Source organism: Alkalilimnicola ehrlichii (assembly GCF_003399765.1).
Lineage (GTDB): Bacteria > Pseudomonadota > Gammaproteobacteria > Nitrococcales > AK92 > AK92.
The window spans coordinates 37,634-56,698 of record NZ_NFZV01000021.1 but is presented as its reverse complement, the minus strand read 5'-3'; the positions used below and the strand labels follow the sequence as shown (position 1 = coordinate 56,698).

The following is a 19,065-nucleotide window of genomic DNA, read 5'->3' as shown; positions in this document are numbered from 1 at the left end:
CCGCTCAGGGGCGAATGCTTACCGACAGCCCCTGAGCAAGTCCGACATTCCATCCTAACGGTACGGCGTCGTACGCCTCATTAAACTCCACACCCGGTTAGCGTCCCTCTTGAGGCCGTACACGCAAACCGTTCGGCTACAGACGAACGATCCCAACCCTCTTAGCCAAGGCGGTATAGGCTCGCACCTTCAAGGCGGTACGCGGGTCCGGCTCGCGCCGCGCTGGACGCTTCGTGACAAAAGCTGATCACGGTGCGCTCAGCCAACCAGGGCTGCAAGCGTTCACGCACCCGCTCCGCAGTTGCAGCGTCTAGGCCGCTGAAAGGCTCGTCCAGCAGCACAATATCCGGGCTGCTTATCAGTAGGCGCGCCAACGCAAGCCGTCTCGCCTGGCCGCCCGAGAGACGCGAACCGGCCTCGCCGGTCCACTCCTGCAAACCTCGCGGCAGAGCGGCGACGAAGTCCGCCAGATCGACCATCTCCAGCGCCTGCCAGAGCACGGCCTCCTCCCCCCCGGCGCTCCCAAGCGCAGGTTATCGGCAAGGGTATCGGCGAACAGCTCGCTGTATTGCGCCAAATACCCGATACGCGCATAACGCTCCGCCTCGGCCAAGACGGAGACCTCCACCCCACCCAGCAGCACCCGTCCCTGCTGCGGCCGGCGCAGCCCTGCCAGCAGCTCGGCCAGCGTCGATTTACCACTACCGGAAGCGCCGGTGATAATCGCCGCCTCGCCGGCCGTCACTTCCAAATCTATCGCGCTGAGCACCGGCTCGGCATAGCGATGATGACGAAAGCTCGCCTGTTGCAGACAAAGCGTATTATCGGCCGGCGCCTGCCGACTTCCCACCGCTATCGGCTCGTCGCCCAACTCCAGCAGGCGACTAGCGGCGGCACGGGTTCGGCCAAGATGCTGCCAAGCTTGGGGCAGCGGTGCCACCGCCTCGGCGGCGGCCAGGGCTGCCAGCGCCAACAACACCAATACCGGGCCGGAGACGGCTTCTTGCTGATACAAGCCAATTCCCAACACCAGCGCGACCAGCAGCGCCAGATGACCAGCTAGTCCCACCGCGGCCTCGCCCACGGCCGTTAGCCGACCGGCAGCGCGACGGGCGTTGGTAAGAGCCGACTCCTCGGCGGCCAGTTTAGCCCCGTGGCGGTCGACAGCAGCATAGGCGCGTAGCTCGGCCAAGCCATCGACGGTTTCGGTGGCTGCCGCACGCAGCTTAGGCAAATAACGGCCTTCTCGCTCACCGAACGGCCGGCCCAGCCGCATGGCCGCTGCCGGCACCAAAATGCCGGCAGCGGCCAGGGTCGCACACACCGCGATCGCCACACTCGGTGCAAATGCGGCCAGAAACAGCGCCGTCAGGGCCAGTGTCGCCACCGCCGCAAGCGAGGGGCCGATCACTCGCAGATAGAGATTATCGAGGGCGTCGATATCGGCGGTAATGCGGTTCAGCAAGTCGCTGCTGCGCAATCTCCCAAGTTCGGCCAACGGTAATACCGACAGCCGCCGGAACAGCCAACCGCGCAGGTCCGCAAGCAGGCGTAACACCGCATCGTGATTGACCAAGCGCTCGAAGTAGCGGCTTATCGCGCGCCCCAATGCAAAAAGCGAATACCGGCACTGGGGGTGAAGATATCCAAAGCCGCGCCGGTCAGCCCGGCGAGTGCGGTAGCCGTGATAAACCAGCCTGACAGGCCCAGCAAACCGATGCCCATTGCCAACGTGACAAGTAACAGCAAGGTACCCAGCAGCAGCTGATAGCGTCGCCGCAGCAACTGGCGCAGAAACGGTCGCAACTCCTTCATGCCGAAACCTCCGCCACCGCGCCGTCGACCACTCTCACCACCCGATCGGCCCAGTCCTGCACGGCCGTATCGTGAGTAGCGACGAGCACCGTACGGCGACCGTCGGCAAGACGCGCCAGCGCCTGCAACAGTCGATCCGCCGAAGCGCGATCCAGCCCCTCGGTGGGCTCGTCGAGTAGCAGCACCGGTGCTCCCGAGAGCAGAGCCCGTGCCAATGCGAGCCGTCTTGCCTGCCCGCCGGAGAGGCCGAAGCCGCGCTCACCCAATGGCGTTTCCAACCCTTGCGGCAAGGAGGCCAATAATGGCCCCAGGTCTGCCGCCTCGACCGCGGCGCGCAAGCGCGCCTCGCTCGCCTGTGGGTCAGCCAACCGCAGGTTGTCGGCCAATGTGCCGTAGAACAGCCACGGCCGCTGCCCACCCAAGCCACCGCACCCTCGGCGGCCGGCGGCGCGTCACCGATCAGTATCTGCCCGCTGGCAGGAAGTAGGAAACCGGCGGCCAGATGCAACAGCGTAGATTTACCTACCCCGCTCGCGCCGGCAATGGCAACGCGCTCGCCGGGTGCCACCGTCAGATTTACCCCTTGCAACACCGGCCGAGTGCGGGCGGCAAAGGCAAACGCGACCTCTTGATAGTGCAGCGCCACCGGTTGGGGCAGTGGCAGGTCGTCCCGATCGCGCGCCGCCGATGCCGCCTGCCGAGCGGCCACCAACGGCGGCGCCGGCTGATTGAGCAGATCGATAATCTCCTCGGCGGCGCCGACGGCGTCGGCGCGGTCGTGATAATGCAACGCCAATCGCCGCAGCGGTAGGAAAACCTCGGGCGCGAGCAGCAACACGAACAGACCGCTGAACAGGGTCAACTCCTGACCGGGACCGAAGTCGAACAAGCCGAGCAACGACATGCCAACGTAAACCGCTACCACCGCGATGGAGATAGCGGCGATCAGGTCCATCACGGTCGACGAGAGAAAAGCCACTCGTAGTACTTTGAGCGTACTCTGCCGATAGGCATCGGCGGCGGCCTCGACATCTGCGGCGGCACGCTCGCCGGCGCGTAGCAGGCGGAGGGTGATAATGCCGCGCAGGCGATCCAGGTAATGAGCGCTGATCCGTGCCAGCAAACGCTGCTGGCGCCGCGCCAGACGCTCGGCTCCCATCCCGATCAATGCCATGAACAGCGGCACCAGGGGCGCGGCGAACAACAGCAGCAGGCCCGCCAACCAATCCACGTAGGCGGCAGCAGCGATAATCAGTAGCGGCACCAGCACCGCTACCAGTGCCTGCGGTAAAAAGCGGGCGTAATAAGCTTCCAACGCCTCGACCTGCTCGACGTAGGTGCTGGCCACGGCGCCGCTGTGCCGCCTTCCAAGCCGTGCCGGCCCCAGCGCGATAAGCTGACGATAAAGCGCCTGGCGCACACCCGCCACCACACCCGCTCCCGCTTCGGTGCCGGCAACACCGGCAGCCCACGTGCAAAGGGCGCGGCCGGCAAACACTGCTAACAGCACAATCAGCGGTAAGCCAAGCTCGCCCACACTACTACCGTCGATGGCGGCCTGGACAACCCAGGCGATCAGAGCCGCCTGCGCGATCACCAACACGCCGTCGAACACGCCAGCGCCGACGGCAACCGCCAACGCCCCTTTAACCTCGGTCGCCCGCGCCGCCAACCAACGGTTGACGGGCGGACGGGTTGCTTCAGCCTTGTCTATCACGATCCCTCAGTGGTAGGCGGCCCCGGCCTTGACTTTGCCACGGAACACCCAGTAGGTCCACGCCGTGTAGCCGAGCACGATCGGCAACGCGAAGAGCACGCCGAACAACGGATATCTCTCTTTTCGTTGCTGCACAGACCGCCACAGCAGTGCCGCAGAAGCTAACCCCAACAGCGGCAACGGCCAAAGCATAGGCATAATGAACTTGAGGGAGGCTAGCGTTCTAGCAGGCGACTACAGCACAAGCTCGGCGAGGCGTTCGTCCATCCGGCGAAAGTCCGCCTCTTCGACCAGCGGCATCAAGGAATCCGGCCTGCTTCCATAGCTGGCCAAGATGTAGCGACGGAAGGAAGCGGAACATTTAATGCGGGTAGCTTGGCTCCGCCCGCGCCCCTAAAGCGTACGGCGGCGCGATGAGATTGCCCTGGACGTGGTCTACCCCAAGTGTCTGCAACTCGCGTAGATCTTCGCGCTCCCGCGGCCACTTGGCGACGGTCTGCGCCGAAGCCGCGTGGCCGACGGTTACGATCGACTGGATTAAGGCGCGCGCGATCGCATCTTCGATAAACTGTTCGATCAAATGGCTGCGGATCTTGATAAAATCCGGTTGCAACTGGCTCAGTTGCTGCATCATGGGCAGGCCGTCGGCAAAATCGTCCAGCGATATCCCGCACCCCAACCCTTTCACCTCCTGAGCGAACGCCACCGCTTCCGGAAAACTGTTCAAAGCCGCCGTTTCGCCGATCTCCAATACCAACCGCGCCGGATCCACCGCTTGCCGGTGTAAGCGGTCGGCCACAACGCTCGGCAGAACACCCTCTCGCAAACTCGCCTCGGATACATTGACGAAGTAGACGGTATTTGCCGCCTCCGCTGCCATATGGTCGATAGCGTGCGTAACCACCCAGTGATCGAGGCTGGGTCCGAGCCGAAAGCGCTCGGCCGCCGGCATGAAACGCGTCGCCGGTAACAACCCCTCCACCGCGGCGAAGCGCAGCAGCAACTCGAAATGCGGTTGGTATGGTTGCTCTCCCAGGTGAGCGATAGGTTGCTGAAACAAACGCAGACCTTCCTCGCGCGCTAGAGCCTCGATCAAGCGCCGCTGCCACGGGTCGCTGACGGCGGCATCGGCGGCCACATCGCGCTCATAGATTTTTATCCGACCACGGCCGGCGGCTTTGGCCGCATACAAGGCGCGGTCGGCCTGCTGAACCACCTCGGGCACGCTCGGACTGGCGCCATCGACGGCGACGATGCCCACACTGGCGCCGACTCGGTAGGTGCGCCCCTGCCAATACAGACTGTGGTTTTTCACAACCTCCAACAGCTCTGCCGCTAACCCAACCCCCTGCTTTAACGAGCAGTGCTCGAACACGCAGGCAAATTCGTCCCCGCCCAGGCGGGCCAGAGTATCTCGCTGACGAACGTGACGGCTGAGCTGACGGCCGAGCTGGCGCAGCAGCTCGTCGCCCGCAGCATGACCACCGGTATCATTCACCGGTTTGAAGCCGTCAAGATCGATCAAACACAACACATGTTGCTGCCCGTCTATCTGCTCTAGTAGCCGACCTAGACGGTGTTCGAACTCGGCACGGTTGACCAACCCGGTTAACGCATCGTGTCGCGCCTGATGCGATAAGCGCCGAGCCTGCGCGCGCTCCTCGGTGACATCTCGCAGGCCGATCACGTGTCCGGCCGCCTGACCGCTTGCATCGCGGACAACAGCCGCGGTAATCGCGACCGTCAATTCGCCTCCGGCACGCAGCCGGAGCCGACAGCAGTAGGCACCCTCCTCTTCTTCGGCGAACGCGGCAAGCTCGTCCAAGCCGAACGACCGCTCCTCCTCTTCGTGCAAAAAGGTCAGACATGCCTGTAGCGGCTCGCCCTGCATACCGCCCTGGGCGCAGTTAAGCAGACGCTCGGCGGCAGGATTGACGTAATCCACCCTACCGTCGGCGCCCAGCGTAATAACGGCATCCCCGATCGCCTGCAAAGTAACTTCCGCCCGCCGTTTTTCCCGAAACAGGGCGTCTTCTACCTGCCTGCGGTACGCAAGGTCGCGCTGTAGCCGCTGATTCAACTGATTGAGCGCCGCCGTCCGCTCGTCGACCAACTCCTCTAAGCGTTCGCGATGCGCCTGCAACTCCGCCTGCACCGCGTGACTCTCGGTGATGTCGGTAAGAATCCCCTGGACGAAAGCATGCCCTTCCGCCCGCACCAAACGGGCCTGCGCTCGCAACCAAACCTCATTCCCGTCCGGTCGGACGAACGGAAATTCCTCGTCCAGCGGTTCGCCGTGATCTCGGGTGGCCACCCAGGCATGCCGCACCTGTGCTCGGTGCGAGGCAGGCACTCTTTTCCAGAACAGCTCCGGTTGGCGCCGCCAAGCCTCAGGGTCGATACCAAGCTCGCGAATTTGGGGGCTGGTAAAATAGGCTCGCCGGGGCCGCGCAGGGTCATGGTGAAAGTAATCGCCGGGATCTGCTCGATCAGGCTGCGGTAACGACTCTCCGCCGCCCTCAGCTCGGCCTCGGCTCGCCGCGCCTCCTGGCGCAGCCGCTCGCCGCTGCGCACCCGACGCACGACCGCCGGCATCATGTCGCGGTAATGTCCCTCGACATCCTTGATTAGGTAATCGCGGGCACCTAGGCGCATAGCCTTTACGGCCGTCGCGACGTCGTCCTGCCCCGTGAGCATCACAACCGGTACCGGCTCGTCGGTCCCTACGTTTTCCAGTCGCCCCAAAAGCTCCAGACCATTGACGTCGGGTAGCCACAAATCGAGCAGCACACAGTCGAAACGCGACTCGGCCAGTCGCTGCAGGGCTTCTTCCCCAGTCTCCGCTTCGATAATCTCGTAGTGAATGTCGTCACCCGCCCGGGTAAGCCCGCGGCGGACAATTCGCCGGTCCACCGCATCGTCATCCACCAGCAGAATGCGCATCTTGGAATTCGACAAAGTCTCTTCCCGCGATCTCCAACCAGATTCGAACTCAGCTTCGCCGAGGCCCTTCCTCCCGCATTCCGGCACCTCGGCTAGCCAAGCGAGGTAACAGTTATTTGTCTGAGGCCCCCATCTCGTTGAACCAAGTACACTCCGTTGCAGGCCTATACCGGCGGCGAGGCACTCAAGCTCCAGTAGGCGTCGATCACCCGCATGATCTCGACAAACTGCCGGTAGTCCACCGGCTTGACCATGTAGCCGGCGATGCTGAAATCAAAACTGCGGCATTTGTCCTGTTCTTCCCGCGAAGTGGTAAGTACCACCACCGGAATCCGCTTAAGCAGCGGCTGCTCCTTGATGCGCTGCAAAAACTCGATGCCGTTCATCACCGGCATGTTCAGATCGAGCAGGATGATGCAGGGGCGATCGTTAGCGGAGTCGCTTAGAAAGCCCAGCGCTTCCTCACCGTTATCGAAGTGCACCAACGGGTTTTTTACGCCCACCTCTTTGAGGGCACGACGCACGGTCATGGCATCGACCTGGTCGTCCTCCACCAACAGAATAGGGCAATCGCTTCGCTTCATAGTTCGGACTCTCGCGCTTGCTTGGGCCAGGTGAAGTAAAAGGTAGCGCCTTCCCCAAGCGTGGACTTCAGCCATACGCGGCCGCCATAGAGTTCGACGATCTTTTTTACCAGGGAAAGACCAATACCGGTGCTCTCCGTCCGGTCCCTCGGCGCCAAGGTTTGAAACAGCTGAAAGATCCGCTCGCGATGCTGCTGCCCGATACCGGGCCCGTTATCGGCAACGCTAAAACGCCACATCGCGCCCTCATCGGCACAGCCGACATGCACCCTACCCTGGGGCTTGTCCATATAACGGATGGCATTGCTCAGCAGGTTCTGAAACACCTGATGGATGCGAGCAGGCTCGCCCCACACCGTAGGCAAGGGATCTACTTGCACTTGGATATGCGGCGGCGGCTGTAGCAAGTCGAGGATGTCGTCCAGCACCTCATTGAGTTCCACTCGGGCCTGATCTTCGCTCATTCGGCCAATTCGGGAGTACTGTAGGATGCCGTCGATCAGACGATCCATCCGCCGGACGCGCCCGATCAGCAGCTGCATCTGCTCGCGGCCTTCGTCGTCGAACTTGTCAGCGTAGTCCGTGCGGATCCAGTCGGCTAATGAGCCGATGGCACGCAGCGGAGCCTTTAGATCGTGGGAGGCGACGTAAGCAAAGTTGGAGAGATTCTCGTTGGCCGCCTCCAGTTCCCGCATCAGCTTGAGTCGGCGCCGCTCGGCTAGCTTCCGCTCGCTGATGTCGCGGACGATACCGCTAAAGCGTCGATCGCCATCGGCACGGAACTCGGCGACCGATAGCTCCGCAGCGAACACCTCTCCGCTCTTGCGCTGCGCCTGCACCTCCCGGCCGCTCCGATAATGCGCTTCTCGTCAGTGCGCAGATAATGGTCCATATATTCGTCATGCCGCTCGAAATCCAACGACGGCATAAGCATCGACACGTTACGGCCGATCACCTCCTGCTGGGCATAGCCGAAGACACGCTCTGCCGCCCGATTGAAACTCTCCATAATGCCGCGCTTGTCGATCACGATGATGGGGTCGACCGCAGTATCCACGACCGCCTTGAGACGAGCCTGACTGGCTTCCAAGGCAGCCGTCGACTGGCGTAACTTCTGTAGTGCGCGCCGGATCAACAGCATAAGAATAATGAACAGCAGCACGATAAAAGCCAGACTGACCAGGAGGCTGGCGGTCACCGCGCGGCTGCCGGCCTCGGTTGCCACCGCACTGTCCTCAAGCAACCGCTGGCGCACCCTGATCGCGCGCTCGGCCTGTTCGCGCAGCGCTTGCATCTGCGGCTGCCCCACTCCGGCGCTAAGCAGCTCCTGGGCCGCTGCCAACCCTTCGTCTGCGTAAGCCGCCAGCGCTTGGTCGAGCAGCTCTAAACGCTCCTCCGCCAACTCCGCCACCGGATCGAATTCCGGCGCCTGTCTGGCCGCCGCCTGACGCAATTCGGCGACCGCCATCTGCGCAAGCTCGACCGCCGTGTTCCGCTCGTCAAGCATCGCCTCGTCCCCCGTCAGCAAGTAGCCGCGCTGGGCGGACTCCGCCTGATAAGTGGCAAGAGAGACGCGTTCCACCGCCGCTAATAGCTCGGCATCGGCTACCGCGCTACGCGAGGCACCAACCAAACCGCTGGTTGTCAGGTAGACGGCACCGACCGCTCCCACTAACCCGCCAACGGCAGCGATAAAGCCAGCGAGAATCTGTTTTTCCAGTCGCGACAAACGCCCCATCGCTCGCTCGTTCTCCTCGGACATCGAGAGCTAGTCGCACACTGGGCCACACGCATAGCGACTACCTTGGCGGAGGTAATCGCCCTCCTGCTTGAGGCCAGCATTTATGGGTAGTGGGATCTTTGCTAGTGGAATGGAAGGGAGAGGGCGCACGGAACGGCGGCACACACAGAACGCCGGCTCCGCCCTCCTCTTTCAAGGTACGCCGGAACCGGCTTCGCTTCAAACCTCGATCTCAGGTAAACGCGCAGGCGAGGCTACCGGATTAGCAACAGGCGCAGCCCCGTGCCACGGCAATACCTCGTCCGCCGAGTAGAACACTCCATTTGGCGACCCAGGCAAGCTATCTTCTCGATAACCGAGTTCGCTCAGGAAATGGCGCGTCTGCGAAGAGCTGACTTCGACGATCAACAGCGGCCGGTCGCGCTCCAGCAGCCGGCGCATTCCGCGTAGCACCGAATAGTCGTGACCCTCAACGTCTAGCTTCACCAAGCGCACTCGCTGGGCCAGCGCCAAGCTATCTACCGGCAAACAGGTAACCTGAAACTCCGGAATGTCGCCTTCAAGGTGCGCGGTATAGTAGTTCTTCAAACCGCTCGCGCTATCCGGCACGGCCATACCATGTAGGGCCGGGCGGTCGGAAGCCGCCACGTTCAACAGCGTAACATTGGTACAAGCCGCACGCTGCACGTTCGCGCTCAGCAGGCTAAAGGTAGCCGGCACCGGCTCTAGAGCGAATACCCGCCCGGTAGGCCCCACTAGGCTGGCACAGCGCAAGGTGTACATCCCAATGTTGCTGCCAATATCCAACACCCAGTCGCCGGGACGTAATAAGGCGTCTAGCCATGCGAACTCGGGCTCGTCCGTGACGAAGATGTTCCGGTCGATCTGGCGGCCGCAGCGGTAGACCTGCAGCCGCTGCTGCCAGCGGCTAGGTAAACGGGCGGCGAAGCGTTTTGCATAGAATCTGCCTGTACTTCCCATCAAAAGCGATCCTCCTAGGTGTGGAACACGTCGTTGTTGTAAGCGCCTACAGCGCCTTGCACGTACGACATAGACAGCGAGGCATTAGCAAGAAGCGGGCCGGCATCAGTGCGCAGCCAATTAAAGAGCCCCGGCGGATTCCACCGGACCCAACAACACCGCACAGCGCTCAGCAGCAGCGCGGGGTAAGTCGGCATTTCTACATGCAGGGCAATAAAGCAGAACATCAAGATCTTCTACTTTATTAATAAAGAAGAGGGAGCGGCTTAATCGCGCCGGTTTTTTGCGTTTCGCGCCCGGAAGGATTTGAAGGCCAAGTCGATAAGGCTTGGTCGACAACCGCTTCCAGGACATCGCGACTGCAGCCGGCCTTGGCCTGTACGGCCATGCCATGGAGAACGGCCATCACATAGGCGGCAAGCGCAGCGCTGTTGGCCGAATCTGGCAGATCCCCCTCCTCTTTGGCTCGTTCGAGCCGGTCGCGGAGCATGGCCTCTCCGCGAGCACGCGCGTCGATCAAGGCCTGGCGAATAGGCTCGGCATCGTCAGAGCCCGCTAGGGCACCATGGATGCCAAGGCACCCCGGGCGGTCGGGGTGGCGGGTATGCAGCTCTGCCGCCCCACGAAAGATCTGCTCCACCACCTCTCGTGAGGTCGGCTGCTCCAGCGCCGTCGGGAAATAGTCCAGGTAGTGTGAGTAGTAGCGTTCAAGCGCTTGGCGAAACAGCGCCTCTTTGTTGCCGAACGCCGAGTAGAGCCCGGGGCGTTCGACCCCCGTGGCCTGCGTCAGGTCAGTGTAGGAAGTCCCCTCGTAACCCTTGCGCCAGAACACACAGAGTGCAGCGTCCAAAGCCTGCTCCACATCGAATTCGCGCTGACGTCCCATCGGATTGCCTCCTCTTTTCCATACCGGTCGATACTAAATTTCTTGACGCCCCCAGTCCAGTTCAGTACCGTGCGTTACAGTAACGGTCGTTACTGTTCCTGATTCCCTTTGCACGGAATCGTTCCTCCATGTTGAGAGAGGTAGTTATGCAGAAGGAGTTGATAGGTAAGGTTGCTCTCGTCACCGGCGGATCGCGCGGGCTTGGAGCAGCCATTGCGGAAGCGCTTGCCGAAAACGGGGCTGATGTTGCGATCAGCTATGTGGCATCTAGAGAAAAGGCTGAGGCAGTCGTCGAGAAACTAAGGGCCAAGGGCGCTCGTGCCATCGCGATCAGAAGCGACCAGGCCGACCTTTCAGCCGCCAGGCCTCTGATCGAGTCGGTGATGGCCGAGTTCGGCAGGCTCGACATACTCGTCAATAACGCAGCCATCGCGGTTCAGGGCAAGCTCGTCGACGATTATGAACTCAACGCCGACGAGCTCGACCATCAATGGCACGTCAACGTGCTCGGCGCTGTGGCAACCACGCGGGCCGCCGCACGCAGACTCTCGGACGGTGGACGCATCATCTTCATCGGCTCGGGTATTGCCAGCCGTGTCGCCATCCCCGGCGTGGCGGACTACGCGGGCACCAAGGCCGCCATCGCGGGCTATGCGAAAGGTGTCGGGCGTGATCTCGGCCCCCGCAATATCACGGTCAATATCGTGCAGCCGGGCATCATGCCGACGGACATGGCGGCGGAGGTAGCGCACAACGTACCGGAAACGATGATGGATCTGCATGCCATCCGGCGGATCGCTACCCTCGAGGAGGTGGCGGCGACGGTCTGTTTCCTCGCGGGGCCGAACGCGAGTTACCTCAGCGGCACCGTGCTGGACGTAGCCGGTGGGTACCAGATCTGAGGCTCAAGAATTGGAGCGATGAAGTTTCACCCAAGCACACGATAGAGGAAAGGAAATGACTAAGACGTTTGGTGCAAAGACGACCGCCCAAGAGGTGCTTGGCGGTATCGATCTCACGGGAAAGCGGTTTCTCATAACGGGCGTATCGTCGGGCATCGGGCTCGAAACGGCCCGTGCGCTGGTCGCCAAGGGCGCCAGTGTTGTCGGTACGGTGAGAGACGTTCCTCGTGCCGAAGCGGCCACGGCATCGGTGCGGGACGCAGCGGCGCAAGGCGGGGGCAACCTGAATCTGATCGGGTTGGATCTGGCATCCCTGCAGAGCGTTCGGGCTTGCGCGGACAGGCTACTGGCTGGCGGAGAGCCGTTCGATGCCATCATCGCCAACGCTGGAGTGATGGCTACTCCGTTCCGACACACGGTGGATGGCTTCGAAAACCAGCTAGCCACCAACCACCTCGGTCACTTTGCCTTGCTCACCAGGATCGAGCCGCTGCTCGCCGATAACGGACGTGCGGTGGTTCTCTCATCCCAGGCGCACCGTGCCGCCGATGTCGACCTGGATGATCCCAACTTCAAGCGACAAGCGTACGACCCCTTTGTCGCCTATGGCAGATCGAAAACAGCCAATGCTCTGTTCGCCGTCGAGTTCGACAGGCGATATCGCGATCGCGGTATCCGCGCCGCCTCGGTGATGCCCGGTAACAGCATGACAGATCTTGCCCGTCATTTTTCACCGGAGGAGTTGCAGGGCCTGTTCGAGACGGTGGGCAAAGCACGCACTGAAGCGGGGCTTCCCCCCACAGAGCTGAAACAGGTCTCGCAGGCAGCCGCCACGTCGGTCTGGGCCGCCGTCGTGGCGGACAAGGACGCAATTGGCGGGCGCTATCTTGAAGATTGCGCGATAGCGCCAATCGACGATACACCCAACCCGTTTGCCGAGGGCGTTAGATCGTATGCACTCGATGCCGACAAGGCCAGACAGCTATGGGCGAAAAGCGAGGAGTGGATAGCGCCGCGTAGCTCAGCAGGTAGGAACGGTCATCAAAACCGAGAGCCGGCACCACCCGCCGGTTCTCGGTGTCTTGTGCTCGCTTCGAGCAGGTTCGCTGCGGTGATGTCGTCGGCGTGGATGTTGGTGCCGCGGGCGAAGAGCGCCAGCTTAATGTGCGTCACCATGGGCTGACCGGTGTTGTTGGTGATTACGACGGTGCGATCATGAGAGCTTCAGTGTGGCAGCGGCGAAAGCCGCATATTCAGTTTCGGTAGTCCTCGCTGCCGCTTTCGGCACGAAGGCTTCAGCAACGTTTCCAGTTTACCGAAGACATGTCTCCGATGGTTTCTTGACCTGTCAACAGCTGTGCGGTGACCATGTCCATACTGCTGATGCTAACGCACCTCACCCACCTCTACCGCAATTCCATCGTGTTGCACTTCGTCGTTGAATCCGGGGTTCATAAAAGACACCCCGTATTGACGGCTTGTTTTCTCTCTCTCCCCGGGCGAGCTGTGATACAGCCGCGACAGCCAGGGTCTACACTCCTGGAGAGTGGCGGCGAGTCCAGGCTGCCGAGTCTTGGCTTCGCTACTCAAGAAGCTTTGTCAGCTTCCAGGTATCGAGAAATGCTGTGACCTCTGTGATCTCTCCCTCTTCCATGACCATATGCCACGCATAGTTATTGTCATAGCGGTTTCCATCTAGCGTAGTGGCGCTTCCATCCCAAAACACTACTACGATGTTTTCTTCCGCAATGATCTTTCGTACATAGGGCGTGATTGGCGTGGCCAAGCGAGCGTTAATTGGTTTGATAGAGTGATCGATCAACTCTTGCCTGGAGCGATAGGTCTCCGAAATCGGGCTGGAGCCAATGATCGTCCACTTGGCATTCTCTGATAATAGGTCGAAAAATCCCCTGCCCCCTGCTGCCAGTTATCGAAGGCCTGTTCAATGAGTGCTTTATTGAAGACCTCTTGTGAACCGGCGCCGTGATATTTCTCAGCGTGCACAAAAGGATTCAAGGACATGAGAATAAGAGGTGCACCGATTGTTAGAACGTAGTTTTTTTAATGTTCAATATGCAACCCCTGCGGCTATGTGTGTGAAGGTTTTTTAATCCTGCGAATACTACTCTTTCCGCCGTAGCACCATACCAGCGTGGTAGAGCACGCCATCGATGAACTCACCGTCAGCGGTGAAACCGGTGTCGTCCCAGTATTCGATGTAATTGCCGGTCACACGGTAGCGGCCCTGGTAGGCACTCTCGCGCTCGCCGCGGGCTTCGTCGTAGCGATTGTTAGGCAGCAGTTCGTGGCGAATGTAACCATCGTCGGTGACCCACATCCCGACATAAGGGTGGTCTGCCATGGGGAGATCTCCTTGTAAGTTTTCCGCCTGTACGCCGCCGTGCATCAAGACAGTGGTAAGAACGACGTACAGTAGCGCTCTCGGTTGAAGGCCGTGTCTGGTGGACATCATCAATTACTCGACAACGCTTGAGCGTCGCTCCGAGAACAGCTCGGAAAGCGCTTGCGAGGCGGCAATGGCACGCGGAAACCCGGCTGGTACGGTGATCATGTAAACGATCTCCTTCAACTCCTCTTCCGTAACGCCGACATTGAGCGCGTAGCCGGCATGAACGCGCATGAGGCCGGTTTCACCCAGGGCCGCCATAGCGGCGACAGCTGCCAGCTGTCGCGTGCGATTGTCGAGCACATCCCGCCCCCAGACGTCGCCCAAGGCATAGGCCTCCGTCGCTTCGGCGAGGAAGGGAAACTCCTCGCGCATGGCCTCGAGGTTCGGCTGCGCTTCGCCGTTGTTGAGATGACGGATCATCTCGGCGCCTCGTGCGCTGCGCGCTTCGGTCGTTGTCGCCTGCACCGTGAAGGGCAGGAGCGCGGAGGCAATGAGGGCGCCCCCGGTGAGCACGGATTTGCGCCGTGTGGAAAATGAGAGCATTGGAGTTTTCCTCGAAGCGGCTGGGCTCATGCCGGGCTTGCGGTGGGACGAACCACGATATCGCTGGTGTCCACCTCGTCGGGCTGGGCGATGACGTGAGCGATGGCTGCGGCGATCGCGTCGGGCTTGAGGGCGATCTGGCGGAAACTCTTCATCGCCTCGGCGGCGCCGGCATCGGTGATGGTGTCGGCCAGCTCCGACTCCACCACGCCGGGATAGACGCAGGTGACGCGCAGCTTGTCGTTCTCTTGGCGCAGCCCGTCGGAAATGGCCCGCACGGCGAACTTGGTCGCACAGTAGACGGCGCCGGTGGGCACCACGTAGAGCCCGCCGATGGAGGAGATGTTGATCACCTGCCCGCCGCCCTGGGCCTGCATGGTGGGCAGTACGGCGGCGATTCCGTGCAGCACGCCGCGAATGTTGACGTCGATCATGCGATCCCACTCCTCGACCTTGAGCGAGGCCAGGGGCGAGAGCGGCATGACGCCGGCATTGTTGATGATCACGTCGATGCGACCATGCATCTCCAGCGCGGCATCGGCGAAGGCTTGCACGTCTTCGCGCTGGGTGACGTCCAGCAAACGATACTCCACGTTGCCGCCTTCGGCACGCATGGCCTGGGCCAGCGCTCCCAGGCGCTCAGTACGGCGTGCGCCGATGACCAGCCGATGGCCTTGTTTGGCCAGCAACCGCGCGGTGGCCTCGCCAATGCCGCTGCTGGCGCCGGTGAGAAGAATGACTTTGCTCATCAGAATAACTCCGTATGGGTGGCTTGGGATGACTCTCTCGCGGGGCTCGGATAATCGATCCACGAGCAAGAGCGTCGTTGTTGTGGTAAGCCTACGGAGGCGCACTGCAAGCCGACAGAGCCATTTCTATTGCAACATTGCCTAATCCTATTGACGAGGTGCTTTTAAGGTGTCTTTTGCGAGAAAAATTTGCCTAAATGCCTAAGTGAGGCGAAAAGCGAGGACTACCACGTGGTGACACGACCTACTTTCGATTCCCAAGAGCGAATGATCGAACTGCTGTATCGGCTAGCGCCGCAAGAGGGGTATACCCAGTCGCTGCTGAACGAGGTGCGCTTCATGCGCTCGGACCGCCCGCTGAAGCTCACCCCGGTGTTGTACGAGCCGAGCATCGTGATCGTGTGCCAAGGGCGCAAACGAGGTTACCTGGGCGATGAAGTGTATCTCTACGATGCCCTGCACTATCTCGTGCTGTCGGTGCCGCTGCCCTTTACCTCGGATACCGAGGCTAGTCCCGAGGAGCCGCTGCTGGCCATTTCAATTCGGCTGAACATGTCCGTGGTGGCGGAGCTGGCCTTCATGTTGGACCAGCCGGACGCATGCTCGGCGGCACCGCCGCGGGGCATGCTCTCCACGCCGCTCGATGCGCCGATGTCAGATGCCACGCTCAGGCTGCTCGAGGCACTTGGCTCGCCAACGGAGGCACAGGTGCTGGCGCCCAGTATCGTGCGGGAGATCTGCTACCGGGTGCTGGTCGGTGAGCAGGGCGGCAGCGTGCGCGCGGCGCTGGCCCAGCAGGGCCAGTTCGGCAGAATCGCCAAGGCGTTGCACCGCATCCACGAGGATTACGCCGAGCCGTTGGAGGTGGGGTACCTGGCCAGCGAAGTCGGCATGAGCACAGCGGTCTTTCATGTGCACTTCAAGGCGGTGACGCAAACCACCCCTCTGCAGTACATCAAATCGACGCGACTGCATCAGGCGCGAATGCTGATGATCCGGGATGGCTTGCCTGCAGCGGCGGCGGCCGCTCGGGTGGGCTACGAGAGCCCTTCGCAGTTCAGCCGTGAGTTCAAGCGCTTCTTCGGCCGGCCGCCCGGCGAGGAGGTGCGTGAGATGAAAGCCTTGCTGACGCTGTTACCCCCTGAACGGGTGGCAGGCCTGGCAGTGCCGCATTGAGAGTTGTCACGTGGGGTAGGACGCCACACAGGCGGGAGTCCTGCCTGTTTGATCGACTCCGGCGACGTAGCGGGTTATTGCAGATCGCCAGGCGTTGGCTGGCCGCCGGGGTGCCGCAGGAGACGCGCCAGGTGTTGCTCGGGCACACTAACCGGGACATCAACGGCGCCCTACTCGCCTGGGAAGCTTCAGGAGCTTGTGGACGCGGTGGACAGACTGACGGAAGCGACGACGAGGAAGGTCACGTTACTGCGGGTGGTAGGAGAACTCCCGCAAAATTCCCGCAAGGCTGCGGGAAATAAAACAGCCGGCTAGAGCAGTCACTCTAACCGGCTGTTTTTTACTTTCTTAAATGCCGCGCAGGGAAGAATTACCGACCTGCGGTCGGCCCTACGGGCCGGCTCCGCTATGCTCCGCCGTTCGGCACGACTACGTCGCGCCCGTCGAACCCACTTGTTCATTGGAGGTTCGAACCCTTCCGGGCGCGAAACGCAAAAAAAAACCGATGCATTTGCATCGGTTTTCTTAAATGGCGCGCCCGGAAGGATTCGAACCTCCGACCGCCTGGTTCGTAGCCAGGTACTCTATCCAGCTGAGCTACGGGCGCGTTGTTGGGTGCGAATTATGTCGATTATTAGCGTCTTCGTCAATCCCTAATAACCAACTAAATTATTTGGCGGAGAGAGAGGGATTCGAACCCTCGATGGGCGTTTTATACCCATACTCCCTTAGCAGGGGAGCGCCTTCAGCCACTCGGCCATCTCTCCGTATAGTTGTTGGCAAGAGCTTTTAGCTGCTCACCAACAACGGGCGCCTAGGATACGGTAAAACATCGCCTTCGTAAAGGCCGTGTTTATTCCGTTGTGGAAGTATCGCGATTAGCTGCTTCCGCTCCACCCTCACGCTCTCTTTGAATGCGCTCGTAGATTTCTTCCCGATGCACGGAAACATTCTTCGGCGCATTAACCCCTATACGTACTTGGTTGCCTTTGACGCCTAGCACGGTGACCGTTACTTCGTCACCAATCATCAGCGTCTCGCCAACCCGTCTCGTGAGAATCAGCATCTCCCTCTCCTCATTACTCCTGCCAGCCCGGGAACCCCCACACCAGCCAAGACAACCGGCTTATCGTCCGAGGTAGCGCGCAGACGGGCCGCCACTATTCCTCTCTCGGCGCGAAAGCGCTTCGGTCGCATTTTAACAACTGTGCTTATACGTGCTCTGACCCGACCTATGTATAACCAAACCGATGCCGTATTCGACATATACAAGTACCCGTATTCCTAAATCGGCATAACCGGTCCATGTAATCGCTTGGCTAGAACAAGTCGCCAGAGCCCCGGACACTGCCTCAGCTGCCTTCTACTGTCGCAGTACCGTTTTCGTCATCGAGATCGAAAGCGGTATGCAGTGCACGCACGCCTAATTCTAAGTACTTTTCGTCCACCACAACCGAGATCTTTATCTCAGAGGTGGAAATCATTTGGATATTTATCCCCTCGTCGGCCAGGGAGCGGAACATAAGAGAGGCTACGCCGGCGTGCGAGCGCATACCGACACCCACTAAGGAGAGCTTGATGATCTTGGTATCACCATATACTTCCCGGGCACCCATGTCTTTTGCGGTCCTTTCCAGAATTTCCAGCGCCCGATCGTAGTCGTTACGATGTACGGTAAAAGTAAAATCGGTCAGGCCGTCATTACTAATGTTCTGAACGATCATATCGACTTCGATATTCGCTTCGGAAATCGGGCCGAGAATACTCCAAGCGATACCGGGCTTATCCGGGCAACCGAGCACGGTCAATTTAGCTTCGTCGCGGCTGAATGCAATGCCGGATATGAGCGGTTCTTCCATATCGTCGTCCTCAAAGGTAATCAGGGTGCCGGGGCCTTCTTTGAAGCTGGAGAGTACCCGCAGCGGCACCTTATATTTGCCGGCGAATTCCACCGCCCTAATCTGCAACACCTTAGAGCCCAAGCTGGCCATCTCGAGCATTTCCTCGAAGGTGATGCGTTCAAGACGCCGCGCTTTGCTCACGACCCGCGGATCGGTGGTATATACGCCATCGACGTCGGTAAAAATCTGGCACTCATCCGCGCCCAGGGCAGCCGCCAAGGCGACAGCCGTCGTATCCGAGCCACCGCGCCCCAGCGTGGTAATCGCGCCGGTCTCGTCGACCCCTTGGAAGCCGGCAACCACCACTACCCGCCCCTGCTTGAGATCGTTGCCGATCACTTCGGCGTCGATATCCTGAATTCGCGCTTTACTGTGCGCGCTATCGGTCAGAATTCGCACCTGAGCGCCGGTATAACAGCGAGCCGGACAACCCAACTGCTCCAACGCCATGGTAAGCAGCGCGATGGTAACCTGCTCGCCGGTGGATAGAAGAACGTCCAACTCGCGCGCCGGCGTTTTCGGATTCACATCCTTTGCCAAGCCGATCAAACGGTTGGTCTCGCCGCTCATAGCAGAGACGACGACCACGACGTCGTTACCGGCTTCACGGCTGGCGCAAACCTTGGACGCTACGTTCTTGATACGTTCCGTAGTGCCAACGGAGGTACCGCCATATTTCTGTACGATTAGAGCCATAAATTTTGCACTTGCCTGAAA

Annotated in this window: 17 protein-coding genes, 2 tRNA genes and 4 pseudogenes; 3 read left to right on the top strand and 20 right to left on the bottom strand. The window is 60.8% G+C overall.

The window, feature by feature from the left end; all coding sequences use genetic code 11:
* Positions 1 to 161 precede the first annotated feature (161 nt).
* The 13 genes and pseudogenes from CAI21_RS17200 to CAI21_RS17145 form a co-directional block, all read right to left on the bottom strand.
* Entirely contained in the window at positions 162 to 437 is a 276-nt protein-coding gene (locus tag CAI21_RS17200; protein WP_181919493.1) for an ATP-binding cassette domain-containing protein, read from the bottom strand.
* Entirely contained in the window at positions 359 to 1,609 is a 1,251-nt protein-coding gene (locus CAI21_RS17195; protein ID WP_116303422.1) for an amino acid ABC transporter ATP-binding/permease protein, read from the bottom strand. The genes CAI21_RS17200 and CAI21_RS17195 overlap by 79 nt, the downstream gene beginning before the upstream one ends.
* Entirely contained in the window at positions 1,594 to 1,815 is a 222-nt protein-coding gene (locus tag CAI21_RS17190; protein WP_116303421.1) for a hypothetical protein, read from the bottom strand. The genes CAI21_RS17195 and CAI21_RS17190 overlap by 16 nt, the downstream gene beginning before the upstream one ends.
* Positions 1,812 to 2,153 (bottom strand): ATP-binding cassette domain-containing protein, encoded by a 342-nt coding sequence (locus CAI21_RS25175; RefSeq protein WP_404840891.1) that lies wholly within the window; start codon positions 2,151 to 2,153, stop codon positions 1,812 to 1,814. The genes CAI21_RS17190 and CAI21_RS25175 overlap by 4 nt, the downstream gene beginning before the upstream one ends.
* Positions 2,154 to 2,317: 164 nt before the next feature.
* A pseudogene (locus CAI21_RS25170) lies at positions 2,318 to 3,412 on the bottom strand (ABC transporter ATP-binding protein/permease); the annotation flags it as partial.
* 126 nt (positions 3,413 to 3,538) lie between these two features.
* A pseudogene (locus CAI21_RS25165) lies at positions 3,539 to 3,721 on the bottom strand (ubiquinol oxidase subunit II); the annotation flags it as partial.
* A gap of 172 nt (positions 3,722 to 3,893) precedes the next feature.
* Positions 3,894 to 5,900, bottom strand: a complete 2,007-nt coding sequence (locus CAI21_RS23305) for an EAL domain-containing protein (protein WP_258868984.1) — start codon at positions 5,898 to 5,900, stop codon at positions 3,894 to 3,896.
* 257 nt (positions 5,901 to 6,157) lie between these two features.
* A pseudogene (locus CAI21_RS25160) lies at positions 6,158 to 6,475 on the bottom strand (response regulator); the annotation flags it as partial.
* Positions 6,476 to 6,639: 164 nt separating this feature from the next.
* Positions 6,640 to 7,059: a response regulator gene (locus CAI21_RS17165; RefSeq protein ID WP_116303418.1), complete on the bottom strand. Its 420-nt coding sequence runs from the start codon at positions 7,057 to 7,059 to the stop codon at positions 6,640 to 6,642.
* Entirely contained in the window at positions 7,056 to 7,796 is a 741-nt protein-coding gene (locus tag CAI21_RS26110; RefSeq protein ID WP_404840890.1) for a sensor histidine kinase, read from the bottom strand. The genes CAI21_RS17165 and CAI21_RS26110 overlap by 4 nt, the downstream gene beginning before the upstream one ends.
* A 30-nt stretch (positions 7,797 to 7,826) precedes the next feature.
* Positions 7,827 to 8,797, bottom strand: a pseudogene (locus CAI21_RS24145) (PAS domain S-box protein); the annotation flags it as partial.
* Between the two features lie 222 nt (positions 8,798 to 9,019).
* Complete coding sequence (locus tag CAI21_RS17155; RefSeq protein ID WP_116303417.1) at positions 9,020 to 9,781, bottom strand: FkbM family methyltransferase; 762 nt, start codon at positions 9,779 to 9,781, stop codon at positions 9,020 to 9,022.
* A gap of 244 nt (positions 9,782 to 10,025) precedes the next feature.
* The gene (locus CAI21_RS17145; RefSeq protein ID WP_116303415.1) at positions 10,026 to 10,667 is read right to left on the bottom strand and encodes a TetR/AcrR family transcriptional regulator; all 642 of its coding nucleotides are present in this window, start codon (positions 10,665 to 10,667) and stop codon (positions 10,026 to 10,028) included.
* A 146-nt stretch (positions 10,668 to 10,813) separates the two neighbouring features.
* Here CAI21_RS17145 and CAI21_RS17140 point away from each other — a divergent pair, with 146 nt between their 5' ends.
* Complete coding sequence (locus CAI21_RS17140) at positions 10,814 to 11,569, top strand: SDR family NAD(P)-dependent oxidoreductase (protein WP_116303441.1); 756 nt, start codon at positions 10,814 to 10,816, stop codon at positions 11,567 to 11,569.
* 55 nt (positions 11,570 to 11,624) lie between these two features.
* A complete protein-coding gene (locus tag CAI21_RS17135; protein WP_116303414.1) occupies positions 11,625 to 12,752 on the top strand; it encodes an SDR family NAD(P)-dependent oxidoreductase in 1,128 nt (375 codons plus the stop codon).
* A 939-nt stretch (positions 12,753 to 13,691) separates the two neighbouring features.
* On the opposite strand, the gene CAI21_RS17125 is transcribed toward CAI21_RS17135, so the two are convergent.
* The 3 genes from CAI21_RS17125 to CAI21_RS17115 all read right to left on the bottom strand — a co-directional run bounded on the left by CAI21_RS17125 (position 13,692) and on the right by CAI21_RS17115 (position 15,271).
* Positions 13,692 to 13,931, bottom strand: a complete 240-nt coding sequence (locus CAI21_RS17125) for an Atu4866 domain-containing protein (RefSeq protein ID WP_220348643.1) — start codon at positions 13,929 to 13,931, stop codon at positions 13,692 to 13,694.
* Between the two features lie 114 nt (positions 13,932 to 14,045).
* Positions 14,046 to 14,522, bottom strand: a complete 477-nt coding sequence (locus CAI21_RS17120; protein WP_116303411.1) for a carboxymuconolactone decarboxylase family protein — start codon at positions 14,520 to 14,522, stop codon at positions 14,046 to 14,048.
* A 26-nt stretch (positions 14,523 to 14,548) separates the two neighbouring features.
* Positions 14,549 to 15,271, bottom strand: a complete 723-nt coding sequence (locus CAI21_RS17115; protein ID WP_116303410.1) for an SDR family oxidoreductase — start codon at positions 15,269 to 15,271, stop codon at positions 14,549 to 14,551.
* A gap of 267 nt (positions 15,272 to 15,538) precedes the next feature.
* On the opposite strand from CAI21_RS17115, the gene CAI21_RS17110 reads away from it, so the two are divergent.
* Entirely contained in the window at positions 15,539 to 16,447 is a 909-nt protein-coding gene (locus tag CAI21_RS17110; RefSeq protein WP_116303409.1) for an AraC family transcriptional regulator, read from the top strand.
* A 530-nt stretch (positions 16,448 to 16,977) separates the two neighbouring features.
* Here CAI21_RS17110 and CAI21_RS17105 read toward each other — a convergent pair.
* The 4 genes from CAI21_RS17105 to CAI21_RS17090 all read right to left on the bottom strand — a co-directional run bounded on the left by CAI21_RS17105 (position 16,978) and on the right by CAI21_RS17090 (position 19,044).
* Positions 16,978 to 17,054: transfer RNA gene (locus CAI21_RS17105), tRNA-Arg, on the bottom strand.
* Between the two features lie 67 nt (positions 17,055 to 17,121).
* Positions 17,122 to 17,214 (bottom strand) — tRNA-Ser (locus CAI21_RS17100).
* A gap of 86 nt (positions 17,215 to 17,300) precedes the next feature.
* Positions 17,301 to 17,513: a carbon storage regulator CsrA gene (csrA, locus tag CAI21_RS17095; protein ID WP_116303408.1), complete on the bottom strand. Its 213-nt coding sequence runs from the start codon at positions 17,511 to 17,513 to the stop codon at positions 17,301 to 17,303.
* Between the two features lie 286 nt (positions 17,514 to 17,799).
* On the bottom strand, positions 17,800 to 19,044 hold the full coding sequence (locus CAI21_RS17090) for an aspartate kinase (RefSeq protein ID WP_116303407.1): 1,245 nt from the start codon (positions 19,042 to 19,044) through the stop codon (positions 17,800 to 17,802).
* Between the last annotated feature and the right edge of the window lie 21 nt (positions 19,045 to 19,065).